At 67.8% G+C, this 14,817-nt stretch carries 16 protein-coding genes; 6 read left to right on the top strand and 10 right to left on the bottom strand.

The features are described from left to right. Window positions 1-1,068, top strand: a 1,068-nt coding sequence (locus tag ACLP25_RS21960) for a linear amide C-N hydrolase (protein WP_442471269.1), incomplete at its 5' end; no start/stop codon positions are given. A gap of 217 nt (window positions 1,069-1,285) precedes the next feature. Next, window positions 1,286-1,468 (top strand): hypothetical protein, encoded by a 183-nt coding sequence (locus ACLP25_RS21955; protein ID WP_442471268.1) that lies wholly within the window; start codon window positions 1,286-1,288, stop codon window positions 1,466-1,468. 96 nt (window positions 1,469-1,564) lie between these two features. On the opposite strand, the gene ACLP25_RS21950 is transcribed toward ACLP25_RS21955, so the two are convergent. Continuing rightward, a complete protein-coding gene (locus tag ACLP25_RS21950; RefSeq protein ID WP_442471267.1) occupies window positions 1,565-3,889 on the bottom strand; it encodes a tetratricopeptide repeat protein in 2,325 nt (774 codons plus the stop codon). A gap of 45 nt (window positions 3,890-3,934) precedes the next feature. After that, on the bottom strand, window positions 3,935-4,474 hold the full coding sequence (locus tag ACLP25_RS21945) for a GNAT family N-acetyltransferase (RefSeq protein ID WP_442471266.1): 540 nt from the start codon (window positions 4,472-4,474) through the stop codon (window positions 3,935-3,937). Window positions 4,475-4,567: 93 nt separating this feature from the next. Here ACLP25_RS21945 and ACLP25_RS21940 point away from each other — a divergent pair, with 93 nt between their 5' ends. The 3 genes from ACLP25_RS21940 (at window position 4,568) to ACLP25_RS21930 (ending at window position 6,903) form a co-directional block, all read left to right on the top strand. Next, on the top strand, window positions 4,568-5,380 hold the full coding sequence (locus ACLP25_RS21940) for an LssY C-terminal domain-containing protein (protein ID WP_442471265.1): 813 nt from the start codon (window positions 4,568-4,570) through the stop codon (window positions 5,378-5,380). Between the two features lie 207 nt (window positions 5,381-5,587). Then, complete coding sequence (locus ACLP25_RS21935) at window positions 5,588-6,379, top strand: SDR family NAD(P)-dependent oxidoreductase (RefSeq protein ID WP_442471264.1); 792 nt, start codon at window positions 5,588-5,590, stop codon at window positions 6,377-6,379. Window positions 6,380-6,480: 101 nt separating this feature from the next. Beyond that, window positions 6,481-6,903 (top strand): PaaI family thioesterase, encoded by a 423-nt coding sequence (locus ACLP25_RS21930; protein WP_442471263.1) that lies wholly within the window; start codon window positions 6,481-6,483, stop codon window positions 6,901-6,903. Between the two features lie 16 nt (window positions 6,904-6,919). Here ACLP25_RS21930 and ACLP25_RS21925 read toward each other — a convergent pair whose 3' ends face one another. From ACLP25_RS21925 to apaG, 3 genes are all read right to left on the bottom strand, one after another. Next, the gene (locus tag ACLP25_RS21925) at window positions 6,920-7,321 is read right to left on the bottom strand and encodes a phage holin family protein (RefSeq protein ID WP_442471262.1); all 402 of its coding nucleotides are present in this window, start codon (window positions 7,319-7,321) and stop codon (window positions 6,920-6,922) included. Window positions 7,322-7,405: 84 nt separating this feature from the next. Beyond that, the gene (locus ACLP25_RS21920; RefSeq protein WP_442471261.1) at window positions 7,406-8,089 is read right to left on the bottom strand and encodes a transglycosylase domain-containing protein; all 684 of its coding nucleotides are present in this window, start codon (window positions 8,087-8,089) and stop codon (window positions 7,406-7,408) included. A 61-nt stretch (window positions 8,090-8,150) separates the two neighbouring features. After that, window positions 8,151-8,543 (bottom strand): Co2+/Mg2+ efflux protein ApaG, encoded by a 393-nt coding sequence (gene apaG / locus ACLP25_RS21915; protein WP_442471260.1) that lies wholly within the window; start codon window positions 8,541-8,543, stop codon window positions 8,151-8,153. 95 nt (window positions 8,544-8,638) lie between these two features. Between apaG and argE the strand changes: the two genes are divergently transcribed. After that, window positions 8,639-9,802 carry an acetylornithine deacetylase gene (gene argE, locus ACLP25_RS21910; RefSeq protein WP_442471259.1) on the top strand — a complete coding sequence of 388 codons (1,164 nt, stop codon included), beginning with the start codon at window positions 8,639-8,641 and terminating at the stop codon, window positions 9,800-9,802. A gap of 12 nt (window positions 9,803-9,814) precedes the next feature. On the opposite strand, the gene mltG is transcribed toward argE, so the two are convergent. The 5 genes from mltG to ACLP25_RS21885 form a co-directional block, all read right to left on the bottom strand. Continuing rightward, on the bottom strand, window positions 9,815-11,500 hold the full coding sequence (mltG, locus tag ACLP25_RS21905) for an endolytic transglycosylase MltG (protein ID WP_442471258.1): 1,686 nt from the start codon (window positions 11,498-11,500) through the stop codon (window positions 9,815-9,817). 145 nt (window positions 11,501-11,645) lie between these two features. Then, on the bottom strand, window positions 11,646-12,905 hold the full coding sequence (gene fabF, locus ACLP25_RS21900) for a beta-ketoacyl-ACP synthase II (protein WP_442471257.1): 1,260 nt from the start codon (window positions 12,903-12,905) through the stop codon (window positions 11,646-11,648). Window positions 12,906-13,065: 160 nt separating this feature from the next. Continuing rightward, complete coding sequence (locus ACLP25_RS21895) at window positions 13,066-13,308, bottom strand: acyl carrier protein (RefSeq protein ID WP_442471256.1); 243 nt, start codon at window positions 13,306-13,308, stop codon at window positions 13,066-13,068. A gap of 277 nt (window positions 13,309-13,585) precedes the next feature. Further along, the gene (gene fabG, locus ACLP25_RS21890) at window positions 13,586-14,323 is read right to left on the bottom strand and encodes a 3-oxoacyl-[acyl-carrier-protein] reductase (RefSeq protein ID WP_442471255.1); all 738 of its coding nucleotides are present in this window, start codon (window positions 14,321-14,323) and stop codon (window positions 13,586-13,588) included. Between the two features lie 17 nt (window positions 14,324-14,340). Beyond that, window positions 14,341-14,817: ACP S-malonyltransferase (locus ACLP25_RS21885; protein ID WP_442471254.1), on the bottom strand; the 477-nt coding region annotated here is incomplete at its 5' end.

Raw genomic sequence — 14,817 nt, 5'->3', positions numbered from 1 at the left:
TCTTTTTTCCCTTGGAGGGGTCTCATGAAAATGGTTCTGAAGAGCGCCGCCGCGTGCGGGGTCGCCGCGGTCGCGCTGCTGGCGGCGGCGCAAAGCTTCGCCTGCACCCGCGTGCTGTGGAACGAGGGCGGACCGGCCATTTTGGTCGGGCGGACGATGGACTGGCCGGAATCGACCGAGCCGATCCTGACCGTGCTGCCGCGCGGCCTGAAGCACGACGGCGGCAAGCTCGGCAGCCAGAGCCTCAACGACCCCAATCCGATGATCTGGACGTCGAAATACGGCAGCGTGATCACGCAGCTCCTCGGGCTCGGCGCGGCCGACGGAATCAACGACCACGGCCTCGCCGTCCACATGCTCTATCTCAATGCGACCGACTTCGGCGCGCGCGACAAGGCGCTGCCGGGAGTCCATGCGGGCCTTTGGGCGCAATACGCGCTCGACAATGCGGCGAGCGTCCCCGAAGCGCTCGACCACTTGTCGAAGATCCAGATCCTTCCGGTCGAGTCGCACGGCCACATGGCCAACGTCCATCTCGCGCTCGAGGACGCGAGCGGCGATTCCGCGATCATCGGATACATCGACGGCAAGCCGGTCGTGCACCATGGCCGCGACTACCGCGTCATGACCAACGACCCGAGCTACGCTGAGCAGCTCGAGCTCCTGAAGGCGCAGGATTTCTCGAAGCCCTCGAGCGACATGCCGCTGCCCGGCAACGTCAATCCGCGCGACCGATTCCAGCGCGCCTCGTACTATCTGTCGATGGTCCCGACGCCGAAGACCGAGCGCGAGGGCGTCGCCTCCGTGCTCGCCATCATGCGCAACGTGTCGGTCCCGTTCGGCGCGCCCTACAAGAGCTTCGGCGTCTACAACACCGAGTACCGCACCGTCTCAGACACGACCAACAAGCTCTATTTCTTCGAGCTGACCACGAGCCCGAACGTGATCTGGACCGACCTGAAAAGGCTCGACTTCCGTCCCGGCGCGCCGGTCCGGACGCTCAATCCGGATTCGATCTTCGTCGGCGACGTCACCGGCGACTACGCGCACACGCGGGCGCCGTACTAAAGCGATTGTCGAGCGCCCCGCGCGGCCCACCCCGAGCGACGCACGGACGGTAAGCCCGGTCGCTCCATTCGGAGAACCTGTACCTGCTCTTTGAGCAGGACCCGCGACGAGATGGCGGCGCGCATCCGCCGCGCCTTTTACCGAGGAGAGAGGCGGAGAACGACGAGATAGAGGCTACAGCCGATCAGTTCCTGGAGCAGTTTCGATAAAGCGTGGGATGGCGATCGAACGGAGCCCCGTCGACTTTTTCAGCCGATGGCGAGAAGGCAAGACGATGGCGGTCAAAGCGATCGGCGTCCGCGCTCTCGACCGCGACGTGTGCTCGGTCCTGACGATTGGCGGCATCGGCGTGAAGACGCCGGGCCAAGACGCTTTGCAACGAGGGCAATACGCCGGCTGAGGACTCCTAGCGAGATGAATGGAGATCGAATCGCGCGGCATACCCTCATCCGGCCGGCGATCGGCGGCCGCCTCCACCTCGCGGGGCGAAGGGACGCTACTTCGACCGCGTCTGCGCCCGCAGCATCGCGATGAACCGCGCGAGGTCCGCGTCGTCCGGCGTGAGCTTGGCGAGCCGCTCGGCGTAGGCGAGCGCGGCGGCGAGGTCGCCCTCCTGCTGCTCGATCTCGACCATGAGGGTGAGGATCTGGCGGTTGTCGGGATGACGCAGAAGCGCCTCGGCGAGCGTCTTCAGCGCGTCGCCTGCGCGGCCGGCGGAATTGAGCGCCACGGCGTAGACATAGGCGTTCTGAGGATTGTCGGGCGCGAGCGCCGCCGCCTGCTGCAATTCGCCGAGCGCGTCGGCGTTCCGCTTCATCCGCACGAGCGCGAGCCCCAGCGCATAGTGCAGCCCGCCGTCCCTGGGCGAGACGGCGATCGCGGCGCGCAAGGCGGCCTCGCCGTTCGCGTCGCGGCCGGTCTGGCGATAGAGATCGGCCAGATTGATCGCGGCGGGGGCGAACTGGGGCGCGAGCTTGAGGGCCGCCTGGTATTCGGCTTCAGCCTCCGCGCTCCGTCCCTCGCGGGCGTAAAACCCGCCCAGCGTCAGCCGCGCCTCCGGCCGGTCGGCGTTGAACTCCTGCGCCGCGACGAACTCGGCCGCGGCGCGATCGAACGCTGCGCGGTCGGCCTCGGGCCGGTTCGCCGCCGGCATCGCGGCGATGACATCGACCGCGCGAATACGGACGCCTCGGATAGGATCGCTCAAAAGCGGCGCGACGATCGGCCAGAGGTCCGCCGAAGGCGCGCGCTCCAGCATGTCGAGCGCGCCGATTCGCACCATCGGGTCCGGGTCGCTGAGGCCCGCCCGGGCGAGGTCGAGGGTCCGCGGCGACAGGAATTGCTGAAGCTCGGAGAGCGCGCCGGCGCGGGCGAAGCCGGGGGCGCCGCGAGACGCCGCGACTTGAGTAAGCAGCGCCTCCGCGTCGGCTGCATCGGACCACGCGTCGTGGAACGCCGCGGCGTAGTTCTGGAACCCTTTGCGGCCAGGCCCGCGCCAGCTCTGGATCGCGTCCGCCGCCCATTCAGCGGATTTTTCCGCGTGGCAGGCGTTGCAGGCGTTCGGCGTCCCGAGCGTTGCCGTGAGGTCGGGGCGCGGAATGCGAAACCCGTGATCGTGGCGGTCGTGGACCACCATGTAGGTTCGTCTCGGCATGTGGCAGTCGGGACACCCGACCGGCGGGTCGACGCCTTCATGATGAGAATGAGCTGCGACAGCATAAGGGTCGGGCGCGTGGCATTGCAGGCAGACGCCGTCGCCCGGGAGCCTTAGCTGCGAACTGTGCGGGTCGTGGCAGTCGCTGCAGGTGACGCCCTTGGAAAACATCTTGCTTTCCTTGAACGAACCGTAGTTGTAGACCTCGTCCTCCATCTGCCCGTCGGCGAAATAGAGGCCGCGGGTGAGGGGCGAGACGACGTGGGTCTCGGACAGCGACCGGCCGGGAACCCAGTCCTCGGCGATCTGACCGCGGCGGGCGTGGCAGAGGCCGCAGGTCTCGACCTCCTTGCGCAAGTCCGGCGGTTCGGCGCTCGGCGCGGCGTTTCCAGTCGAGGGGTTGATCGTCCAGGTCCGGTTCGCGCGCTCGTCGAACCGGACCACGAGGCCTTGGTCGCCATCGCCCGCCGGCGCGCGCCAGCCTGTGTGGGCTTTCGCCCAGGCGACATGGGCCGAGCCCTGGCCGTGGCAGGTCTCGCAGCCGACGCTGATCTCGGCCCACGACGTCGCGAACGTGTCCGCCTTGGCGGCGTAATTCTTGCGCACGCCGGTCGAGTGGCACTCGGCGCAAATGAAGTTCCAGTTCTGGTTGAGCTTCGTCCAGTGCAGAACGTCGTCGTGCGGGATCGCCTCGTTCGGATAGAGGTGAAACCAGCGCTGCCCGCCCTTGTCCTTCGGCCGGCTGTCCCAGGCGATGCCGAGCGCCTGAATCCGGCCGTCCGGGAATGCAATCAGGTATTGCTGCAACGGGTAGACGCCGAACGTATATTGGATCTGGAATTCGGCGAGCTTGCCGTCGGGGCCGTCGGTCTCGACGAAGAATTTTCCATCGCGCCTATAGAAGCGCGACGTGACGTCGAAATGCTCAAAGGTCGCATTCCCGAAATCGCCGAGCACGGAGGCGTCGGTCGCGTGGTCCATCGCCGCCTTGTGGTGCGATCCGGCCCACAGTTTTGCGTCGCTTGCGTGGCAGGACGCGCAGACCTCGCTGCCGACGTAAGAGAGGGGAGGGACGGTTTCGGCGGTGCGGGCCGCTGCGGCCGGCGCTGTCGCGAGCCATGCGCCGAGCGCTGAGAGCGCCGCGAGCACAAGTGTCAGACGGCCCACTCTCAAATCAAAATCCTTCCGCCCGGGCGGCCTCACGCCTGTGGGTTATGGCGATGGCTCTTGGGCCCGGTCAAGGCAGCCGTCGGACGCTTCCGCCCTCCGCACAATTGGCCGCTCGTAGATGATTTCATAGGGCGAGAAACCGTCACGCCGATAAGCGTGGATCGCCGCGTCGTTCGCGGCGAGAGCGCACAGTCGGAGGCGTGTGATCCCGGGTTGCGCCAGACAGCGCTCGATGGCGCCCAAAAGTTGGCTGGCGACACGCCGCCCGCGAAACTCCGGCGCGACGAAAATATCGGAGACGAAGGCGAAGCGATCGGAGTCCGGCGTCTCGACGATCGCGTCCGACTCCTCGATCCAGCCCGCGACGAAGCCGACAAATGCTCCAGCCCATTCGGCCACCAGCATGGCGCCGCTCTCAGCCGCCCGACTCTCGATCCGACCGAGATAGGCGTCGGCGACCTGCTCCCCGGGCAGACGCGAATCATGAAGCCGACGCTCATGCTCCTGAAGCTCGACGATGGCGCGTCGCAGATCCGAGCGATCGGCAGCCGTCGCAGCTCGAATCTGAAGCCAAGGAGACATAAATGATCGTTCACTCCATACTTCCACATTCGTCAAGGGTTGAGCTTCGGCGACAATCGGCGAGGCGCCCCCAAGCCGAGGAGGGTGAGGGATTTGAGGTTCGTTGTTCTGGCGCTCCGCAGGCTCGCCGTCGGCCTGCTCGGCGTTCTCGCCGTCTGGCTGATCGCCTTCGTCTTCCGCGTCACCGACCAGCGGTTGCCGACGATTCTGACCCTGGCGCTCGTCTATGGAATCGCGGCCTATGTCATCCTGCCGCGCATCGTCCGCATGAGCCTCAAGCTGTTGAAGCGCGGCAGCGTGCCGAGCTTCACCCTGACCGGCGACGGTTTTCCGGGCGACCCGGTCAATCTCGCCCTCGTCGGCACGTTCGCCGAGCTCAACGCCGCCTTCGCCCGCGCCGGCTGGATCGCCGCCGATCCGCTCGGCCTGAAGAGCTCCTGGGGCATGGCCGTGTCCTTCGTCCTCAACCGGCCCTACCCGAACGCGCCGTTCAGCACCCTCTATCTGTTCGGTCGCAAGCAGGACATCGGCTTCCAGAAGCCGATCGACGGCAGCCCCCGCAAGCGCCATCACATCCGCTTCTGGGCGCTGAGCCCCGACCGCGCGGGCGAGGCCAACACGCCCGCCTTCTGGCTCAACGCCGACCGGCCACCGCTGGACGAGCCTGCGCTGTGGGTCGGCGCCGGGACGCGCGACACCGGGCTGTCGTTCACCCGGTTTACTTTCCAGTTCACTCACGCCACCGCCGACGACACTAACGCCGAGCGCAATTTCATCCTCGGCGAGTTGAAAGCCGCCGGCGTTATCGGCAAGGCGACGTGGCACAAGGAAGGCGAGCGGCTGAACCTCGGCAAGGTCAACCACTACGTCGCCGACGGCGAGATCGCCGTGGCGCGGCTCAGGTGAGGGAGGGACTGCCTGGACGGCTCAGCAGCCCGCCGAGCCGGCGGTCGCCCGCCGACGGCCCCCGCCGTGAAGCGGAGCCCGCTCGAACCCCGCTGAGCCGGGCGATGTCCGCCCGCTCTTGAATTCAACGATGCGGTCCGCTTGAGTGGCCGCTGTTTGACGCCTGTCGCGTCGCTCCGTCGGCGCTATCGGACGAAAGGACCGGTCATGGATCTTGAGCTGAAAGGCAAACGCGCGCTCGTCACCGGGAGCACCGCCGGCATCGGCTACGCCATCGCGGCGAGCCTGGCCAAGGAGGGCGCCCGCGTCATCGTCAACGGCCGAACGCAAGAGGGCGTTGACGAGGCTGTCAGGAAAATCAAGGCCGAGATCGGCGGCGACGCGGTCGGCTTCGCGGGCGACCTCGGCCGGGCGCCTGCGGCTGAGGCGCTCGTCCGTCTGCAGCCCGAGGCCGACATCCTCGTCAACAATCTCGGCATCTTCGAGCCGAAGCCCTTCGAGGAGATTCCCGACGCCGACTGGCTGCGCTTCTTCGAGGTCAACGTGGTGAGCGGCGCGCGGCTCGCCCGCCTCTACCTTCCGGGCATGAGGCGCGCGAACTGGGGCCGGATCATCTTCATCTCGAGCGAGAGCGGCCTACAGATCCCGGCCGAGATGATCCATTACGGCGTGACCAAGACGGCGCAGATCGCGCTCGCCCGCGGCCTCGCGGAGGCCGTCGCCGGCACGGGGATCACGGTCAACAGCGTGCTTCCGGGCCCCACCAGGTCGCGCGGAGTGGGCGATTTCGTCGAGGCCCTGGCGAAGGGCGCGGGCAAGAGCGTCGACGAGGTGGAGACCGAGTTCTTCGAGAAGGTCCGCCCGACCTCGCTCATCAAGCGCTTCGCAACGCCGGAGGAGGTCGCCGCGCTCGTCACCTACGTCGCAAGCCCGCTCGCCTCGGCGACCACCGGCGCGGCGCTGAGGGTCGACGGCGGCGTGGTCAAGAGCGCATTTTAGCGTGAATTGCGTTCAGGTCGACGCACCCAATTCAAGCCGCGCTCGATGTGCGCGGCGTCAACGACCGCGTCTAGGGGGGCGCAATACGAGGGCTCACGTCGATGAACGCCGCACGCACGACCGAGGAGATCGAACGCGCCATCGCAGACGTGCTTGCTGCCGCGCCGCATCGCGCGGTCGGGCTCGCCCTCGTGCGTTGGAGCCCAGGCCAGGCCGTGCTGGCGTTCGTCGCCGGCAACGCGTGTCTCGGGCCTTCCGGACAAGTGCATGGGGGCGTCATCTCGATGCTCGCCGAGCCGACGGCGGTGCTGGCGCTACTGCCCATGCTGCCGGCCGACCGCCACGCCGTGACCGCCGACTTCCACGCCCAGTTCCTCCGCCCGGCGAAGCCGCACGCCCGCGTCGAGCTGACCGGGCGCGTTCTGAGGGCGGGGCGGCAGCTCGCCTTCTGCGAGGTCGAGGCGCGCTCGGAACGCCAGGTCTGCGTCGTCACGCGGGTGACGAAGGCGATCGTGGCGGTTTAGCGGACGATCGTCCCGCTCACTCCCACCGTCCCGGCCCCGTCTGCCGCATCGTGACCACGTCGATGCGGCCCTTCGGCGGGCCGCCGATCCAGCCGGACATGACCCAGCTCGTCAGGCCGACGACGATGGCGGCGAAGAAGGCCGGCCAGAAGCCGGCGACGACGAAGCCCTTGAGGAACCAGGCCACCAGTTCGATCATCAGTCCGTTGATGACGAGCAGGAAGAACCCGAGCGTGACCAGCGCGATCGGCAGCGTCAGGATGATGAGGACCGGACGCACGAAGGCGTTGACGATGCCGAGCAGCAGCGCGGCCGCGATCAGCGACTCCGTCGAGCGGAACTCGACGCCCGGCACGATCTGCGAGGCGAGCCAGAGGCCGATTCCGACCACGACCGCCCGAATGAGGAAACCTTCCATGACTGCACCCTGCCTGTCGCGCGAATGTAGGGTGGGCTGCGCTGTTTCGCCAGAGCCGCTGGCCTGCGCGACCCAGGACGTCGCTTACAGGCATTTCAGCGCAGTCGGGTCGGCCGCCGACCGGACCATGATTTCCGCGGCGCGGCGGCGCTGGAACAGCGTCGGACGGGCAGGATCGCGCTTGTACGGGTTAGGCAGGGCGGTCGCGAGCAGCGCGCCCTCGCGCGCGTCGAGCGCCTTGGCGCTCTTGTGGAAATAGCGCCTCGCCGCGGCCTCGATCCCGAAAATCCCGTCGCCCCACTCGGCGATGCCGAGATAGACCTCCATCACCCTTCGTTTCGGCCAGAGCTTGCCGAGGACGAGCGCCATCGGAATCTCGAGGCCCTTGCGCACGGCCGAACGGCCCGGCCACAGGAACAGGTTCTTGGCCGTCTGCATGGTCAGCGTCGACGCGCCGCGCGAGGGGCCGGCCTCTCCGCCGGCGGCCAGCACTTCGTGCAGCGCCCCCCAGTCGACGCCGTCGTTGACGCAGAAGGTCGCATCCTCCGAGGCGACTACCGCCGCGACCGCGGCGGGCGACACGTCGCCGAGCCGCACGGGAAACCGCTCGTACGGCTTTCCCTCGACCCTGCGGGCGAGCATCAGCGTCGAAACCGGATCGACGGAGGCGTACAGCGCGACAAGCACGAAAAAGGCGACCGCGAGCACCACCGCGCCTCTGAAGACCCAGCGCGCTGCGGCGCGGATCGAGAAAGGCCTGCGCGCCATGCCAATGCCTTGACGGAAATCGCCGTCCCCGGCAAGGCCGCCGCGCCCGGTCCGGCCGGTGCTAATTGAGGGTTCGATTGCCGTGAGGCGAGTCGAGCGAGAAGGCCGGGATCGCGACGTCGAATCGTTCGCCGTCCTCGTCGACCATCCGGTATTCCCCGACCATCATGCCGCTCGACGTCGTCAGCGGGCAGCCGGAGGCGTAGCGGAACGAGGCGCCGGGCTCAATTGTCGGCTGCTCGCCGACCACGCCCGGACCGCGCACCTCCTGCTGGCGGCCCTCCGCGTCCGTTATGAGCCACCGCCGCTCGATCAGCGTCACAGCCTTGTCGCCGAGATTGGCGATCTCGATGTCGTAGCGCCAGAAATAGTGGTTTGCCGCCGGATCGGAACGGTCCGGCTCGAAGGTCGGCTCGACCGTGACTTTGACCTGATGCGTGACAGCCATGTACATGGGACAGGCATTCTAGCGACGCGCGACGGCGCGTCCACTGGCGCGTGCGCCTCTCTTCGGATCTTGCGCGCCGCGACCGCACAGGGAAGCTTGCGATGAGCGAAGACCTTCTCGGAAGGGCCAAGGCGCTGCTGGCGCGCCTGATCGCGTTCGAGAGCGTCAGCAATCGGTCGAACCTGCCGCTGATCGCCTTCGTCGAGGAGTACCTTTCCGCGCACGGCGTCGCCTCCCGCCGCGCGCCGAACGGATCGGGGGACAAAACCGCGCTCCTCGCCACGGTCGGACCGCGGGTCGACGGCGGGGTCGTCCTGTCCGGGCATACCGACGTCGTGCCGGTCGAGGGGCAGGCGTGGACGAGCCCGCCATTCGTCATGCGCGAGGCCGACGGGCGCCTGTACGGACGCGGTGCGTGCGACATGAAGGGCTTCGCCGCCTGCGTGCTGGCGATGGTTCCGGATTTTCTCACCTCGCCGCTGAAGCGCCCCATCCACATCGTACTGAGCTACGACGAGGAGACGACCTGCCTCGGCTCGACCGACGTGATCGCGTGGTTCGGCAAGGACGAGCCGCGTCCCTCCGCGGTCGTGGTTGGCGAGCCGACGATGATGGAGGTCGCCGACGCGCACAAGAGCGTGGCGACGATCCGCACCGTGGTCAAGGGCTACGAGGCGCATTCGGCGCTGCCCGCCCTCGGCGCTAACGCCGTCGCGGCGGCGGCCGACGTCGTCAGCGAGATCGGGCGCCTCGCGCGAGAGTACGAGAAAGGGCCGCTCGACCCCCGCTTCGCGCCGCCTTATTCGACGCTGCACGTCGGGGTCATTCACGGCGGGACCGCGCGCAACATTCTCGCCCGCGAATGCGCCTTCGACTGGGAGTTCCGCGGCCTGCCGGGCGTGCTGCCCGCGATTCCGGTGGGGCAGGTGCAGGCGTTCGTCGATACGGTCGCGTTGCCGCGGCTGACCCGCTTCGTGACCGGCCCGACGATCACGACCGAGGTCGAAGCCGTCGCCCCGGCGCTCGGCGCCGAGCCGGGATCGGCGGCCGAGACTCTGGCCCTGAGGCTGACGAAGTCCAACCGGACGATCGCGGTGTCCTTCGCCACCGAATCCGGCCACTTTCAGGCTGCCGGAATTCCGACCGTCGTGTGCGGGCCGGGCTCGATCGATCAGGCGCACAAGCCGGACGAATATGTCGAGGAGTCGCAGCTCGCGGCCTGCCTCGCCTTTCTCGGCGCGCTCGCGGGCGAACTGTCGAGGTAGCGACGGGTGGCGCTACTGCCGCACGGTCGGGACGACCTTGGCGTAGCTGAGGTCGTAGGTCTTGTTGAGCAGCGGATCGAGCTTGGTGCCTTCCGACGCGTCGTAGATGCGCGGCCGTCCGGAAGCGGTCGGCGGCGGGGCGGCCGCGGCGGCCGTCGTGACAGCGGGCGCATTGTCAGCTTGCGCCGGGGCGCCGAGACCGTACTTCGCTTCACGCGCCTTCTGATCGGCGAGCATGGCGGGCGACAGCGGCACGGAGGCCGGAGAGCCGCTCCCGTCGATCGAGGCGCTCGCGTCCGCGAAGGCGTCGCCCTCCGCCGGCGCATCGTTGACGCCCGCCACCACGGCGCCGAGTTCCTCGATTGTCTTGCCGCCCGTCGGGCCGCTTGAGAGGGATGAGATCGCGGTCTGGACCGCCTTGCGGCTCACGCCGATTGCGGCGAGGCGCGCGACGACGGCGGGCTGCGTGGGCGGCGCGGGTCCAATGGCGACGAGCGAACCGTACGCGGCAGGATCGGACGACTCGTTCTCTCCATGAATCGCCGGGGGCCCGGTCGGCGCCGCGTCGGGCGCCAAGCGGTCCTTGGCGTCCTTTTCGATCTGGCGCCAGTGCGCAACGTTCTTGAGGTGCTGATCGAACGAATCGGCAAAAACGTGTCCGCCGGTTCCGTCCGCGACGAAGTAGAGGTCCTTCGTATGGGCCGGGTTGGCGACCGCCTCGAGGGCGGCCTTGCCGGGATTGGAAATCGGTCCGGGCGGAAGACCGTCGATCTGGTAGGTGTTGTAAGGCGTCGCCTGATTGAGATCGGCGCGCGAGATGGGGCGCCCCAGGGTGCCCTTGCCGAACGCCAGTCCGTAAACGATCGTCGGATCCGACTCGAGCCGCATGTGCTTCTGCAGCCGGTTGACGAACACGCTGGCGACGCGCGGGCGCTCGTCGGCCTTGCCGGTCTCCTTCTCGACGATCGAGGCGAGCGTGACCATTTCTCCCGGAGACTTGATCGGCAGATCGGGCGAACGGGCCCTCCAGATCTCCTCGACGATCCGGGTCTGCGCCTTCGACATCCGCGCCAAAATCGACTGGCGCGTATCCCCGCGCTCGAAATAATAGGTGTCGGGCATCAGCGAGCCCTCGCGCGGGGTCTCCTTCACGTCGCTGAGAAGCACGTCGTCGTCGCGCAGCCGCTGAACGATCTGATCGCTGGTCAGGCCTTCCGGGATGGTGATCTTGTGCCGGACGACCTTGTGCGACGCCAGCAGGGCCTCGATCTCGTTCATGCTGACGCCGGCTTTGAATTCGTATTCGCCTCGCTTCAAGAGGCTATGCTCGCCGTCGAGCATGGTCAGGAGCGTGAACCAGGTCGCGCTATCGATGACGCCGGCGCGCTCGAGCTGGTCGGCGATGCTGCCGCCGTCGTCCTCGCGGACGATGTTGACGATCTTGTCGGCCGTCAGGGGTCCGGGGTGGCGTCCCTCCATCATCAGCCAGGCGATGGCGCCGATCGCCAGCAGGGCGCCGACCAGGGCGAAGGTCAGAAAAGCGCTCAGCGACGAGAGCATCGAGCGCCGGGGCTTCTTCGGCTTCCTGGATGGCGGCGGATCGTCGTTGGCGATGATCGGGGCGGGTTTGTTTGCGCGGCGGAATAGGCTCGCTCGCGCCCGCGGGGGCTCGCCGCCGTTGCTGGGTGGTGCGCTCATGCCGCCTGTCGGCCTCCCGCGTGCCGCCGCTCTCGCAAAGCCTCAATGGCGCCCCGAGCCTTGCGGAGACTCAGGCCGGGCGCACGAATGCGACTCTACATGACCGCGCATCGTGACGAAACGGCGATTCGCGGGGGCAAGCCGCTCACGCCGCCGCGCGGAAAATGATCGAAGCGTTGGTGCCGCCGAAGCCGAACGAATTCGACAGCGCGACCTGGATCGGCCGCTTGCGGGCGGCGTGCGGCGCAAGGTCGATCGCGGTCTCCACCGAAGGGTTGTCGAGATTCAGGGTCGGCGGCGCGATCTGGTCGCGGATCGCCAGGATGCAGAAAATCGCTTCGACGGCGCCCGCCGCGCCGAGCAAATGGCCGATTGACGATTTGGTCGATGACATCGTCGTCTTGCCCGCGGAATTGCCGAGCACGCGCTCGACCGCGCGCAACTCGATCTCGTCGCCCAGCGGCGTCGAGGTCCCATGCGCGTTGACATAGTCGATGTCGGACACGTCCACGCCGGCGCGCTTGATCGCCGCGCTCATCGAGCGGAATGCGCCGTCCCCGTCGGGCGAGGGCGCGGTGATGTGATAGGCGTCGCCGGACAATCCGTAGCCGATCAATTCGGCATAGATGCGCGCCCCGCGCGCCTTGGCGTGCTCGTATTCCTCGAGCACCACGCAGCCCGCGCCCTCGCCCATGACAAACCCGTCTCGGTCGCGATCGTAGGGGCGGGAAGCCTGCTGCGGTCGGTCGTTGAACCCGGTCGACAGCGCCTTGCAGGCGGCGAAGCCGGCCAGCGCCAGGCGGTTCACTGCCGATTCGGTTCCGCCCGCGACCATGACGTTGGCGTCGCCGAGGGCGATCAGGCGTCCCGCGTCGCCGATCGCGTGCGCGCCGGTCGAGCAGGCGGTCACCACCGCGTGATTGGGGCCCTTGAGCTTGTGCGCGATCGACACGTGTCCGCCGACCAGATTGATCAGCCGACCCGGAATGAAGAACGGCGAGATGCGGCGCGGGCCCTTCTCGTGCAGGGTGATCGAGGCGTCGTAGATTCCGCCCAGGCCCCCGATGCCGGAGCCGATCAGGACGCCGGTCTCGATTTCTTCCTCGTACGTCCTGGGCGCCCAGCCGGCGTCGCGGAGGGCCTGGGTCGCAGCGCTCAGACCATAGATGATGAAATCGTCGACGCGCCGCTGCTCCTTGGGATCCATCCAGTCGTCAGGGCGGAAGGCGTCGGCCGCATCGCCGCGCGGCACCTGCGCCGCGATCTGGCAGGCCAGGTCCGACACCTCCAAATTCTCGACTCTCGCCGCGCCCGACTCGCCCGCCAGAAGCCGGCGCCACGTCTGCTCGACGCCGCAAGCCAATGGGCTGACCATGCCAAGCCCGGTGACGACGACCCGCCTCATGCGCTCCATCCTATCCGACAGCTCGAACTTTTTTCAGCCGCCGTTTTCCTCCGAGGCCGATGCCCCAATGCGACAAGGGCCGGACGGAACGCCGGCCCCAAGCGTCCTAAGCGAAACCTGTACCGGAGGGCGGCGACGCCTCCCTTCCGCCGGAATCCGCCTATTTGTTAGCCGACGCCTTCTCGAGAAACTTGACTGCGTCGCCGACCGTGACGATCGTTTCGGCCTGATCGTCGGGAATCTCGACGCCAAACTCTTCTTCGAAGGCCATGACCAGTTCGACGGTGTCGAGCGAATCAGCGCCCAGATCGTCGATGAAATTGGCGCTTTCGACGACCTTGTCGGCGTCCACGCCGAGGTGCTCCACGACGATCTTCTTTACGCGCTCTGCGACATCGCTCATTTTCTCAACTTCCCTTATGCGTCGGGCCCAGGCGCCCGCGTTGTTGCTATTCCCCGATCGACCCCCGCACGGGACGCCGACCGTTCGACCCGCCGCCCCGCTTTCTCGCGGGGGCGACTCGAGTTTCTCAGCGGTTACGGTGACGCCGACGCTCGAAAATCCTCCCCGGAGCGTGCTCTCCGCCCGGCGACGACCGGGGTCGATAGCATATCTTTTCCGTGAAGGCGAGAGGGCCGCCAGCCGCTTTCCGCGACTCCGTCGAGACGCATTAAGTCCCTTAAAACATTGACATTCCGCCGTTCACATGGAGCGTCTGCCCGGTGACGTAGGACGCCTCCGCGCTCGCCAGATAGACCGCCGCCGAGCCGATGTCCGCGCCGGCGCCGAGCCGGCCCATCGGGACGGAGGCGAGGATTGCCTCGCGCTGCTTGTCGTTGAGCGCGTCGGTCATCGGGCTCGCGATGAAGCCGGGCGCGATGCAATTGACCGTGATTCCGCGAGTTGCGACCTCCGCCGCCAGCGATTTGGACATGGCGATCATGCCGGCCTTGGCGGCGGCGTAATTGGCCTGTCCCGGATTGCCGTTGACGCCCACGATCGACGTGATGTTGATGATCCGGCCGTAGCGCCGCTTCATCATGCCCTTGAGCGCCGCGCGCGACAGACGGAATGCTGCGGTCAGGTTGATCGCGAGCACCGTATCCCACTCGCCGTCCTTCATCCGCACGAGAAGGTTGTCGCGCGTGACGCCGGCGTTGTTGATGAGCACGTCGAGCGCACCCATCGCACGCTCCGCGGCGGGAACGAGCGTCTCGACCGAAGCCGAATCGGCGAGATCGCACGGGCAGACGTGGACGCGTTCGCCAAGCTCGGCGGCGAGCGTCTCGAGAGCTTCGCGCCGAGTGCCCGACAGCGCGACCACGGCGCCCTGCGCGTGCAGCGCCCGGGCCATGGCGCCGCCGAGGCCTCCCGACGCGCCGGTGACGAGGGCGGTCTTCCCGGTGAGATCGAACAAAGGGTCGCGCCTTTCGATCAGGGTTTCGGGTGTCTCGCGGCCTCGAAGGCGACGATGTCGGCCGGAGCGCCGATGCTGATTGCGGTCGCGCCCTCGGCGATGCGCTTGATGAGGCCCGCCAGCACCTTGCCGGTCCCGACCTCGATGAATCGCGTCACGCCTTCGGCCGCCATGTAGGCGACGCTTTCGCGCCAGCGCACGGTTCCCGTCACCTGCTCGACCAGGCCGGCGCGGATCGCCTCCGGGTCCTCGACTGCCGACGCCCTGACGTTGCCGACGAGCGGCGGCTTCGGCCGGCGGATGTCGACCTTGCGCAGCGCCGCGTCCATCGCCTCGGCGGCGGGCCGCATCAGCGCACAATGGAAGGGGGCGCTGACCGGCAAGAACACCGCCCGCTTGGCGCCGGCGAGCTTGGCGAGCTCGATGGCCCGCTCGACCGCCGCCTTGGCGCCGGAGATGACGACCTGCCCGCCGCCGTTGTCGTTGGCGGCCTG

This window comes from Roseiarcus sp., assembly GCF_052145395.1.
Lineage (GTDB): Bacteria > Pseudomonadota > Alphaproteobacteria > Rhizobiales > Beijerinckiaceae > Roseiarcus.
This window is presented reverse-complemented; position numbering and strand designations above follow the sequence as displayed.